The organism is Paenibacillus wuxiensis, from assembly GCF_040195695.1.
GTDB classification, from domain to species: Bacteria; Bacillota; Bacilli; order Paenibacillales; family Paenibacillaceae; genus Paenibacillus_B; species Paenibacillus_B suaedae.
The window spans coordinates 1-518 of sequence record NZ_JBEFZI010000046.1 but is presented as its reverse complement, the minus strand read 5'-3'; the positions used below and the strand labels follow the sequence as shown (position 1 = coordinate 518).

General features: G+C 44.4%; 1 protein-coding gene. It reads left to right on the top strand.

Annotated elements, in window-relative coordinates; all coding sequences use genetic code 11:
* Window positions 1-518: hypothetical protein (locus ABN764_RS29520; protein WP_446673867.1), on the top strand; the 518-nt coding region annotated here is incomplete at both ends.

Genomic DNA, 518 nt, shown 5'->3' with positions numbered 1-518 from the left:
TACCGGGAGCAAGATATTTTAACAGAAGTGATCGATCCGCTGGGTCGCTCGACCAAGTATGATTATGGCGTATGGAATAGGCTGCAATTCAATTTGGTCAGATCTTATGAAAATCTCCCGAAATATTCGAATGATCGCAGAATATTTTGGGGAGAGAACGAGATGATCGCGCTTGGCGTCATCGAACACCCGACCAAGGCCATTACGGAATTCGGATTTGACGGCGCAATTGAACGAACGATCGGAGATTTCGCAAAGGAAAATGTGGTGCGATATAAATCGCGCCGCAATTACTATAGTTCGCCGAGATATACCCGAAAAAACGAGTTGAACCTAAGATATACGAAAGATATGAATAACGAACAAGATAGAGACGGAATCGGGGATGGCGGTAAGTACATCGAGCGGAATTTCGAGTTCTCCGTGGACGTGTACGATAATTTCAAAACAACGACCTATACGTACGAAAAGCAGTTTGTTGCGTATGATGCGCCTTCGGCAATCTATAACACGAAAAC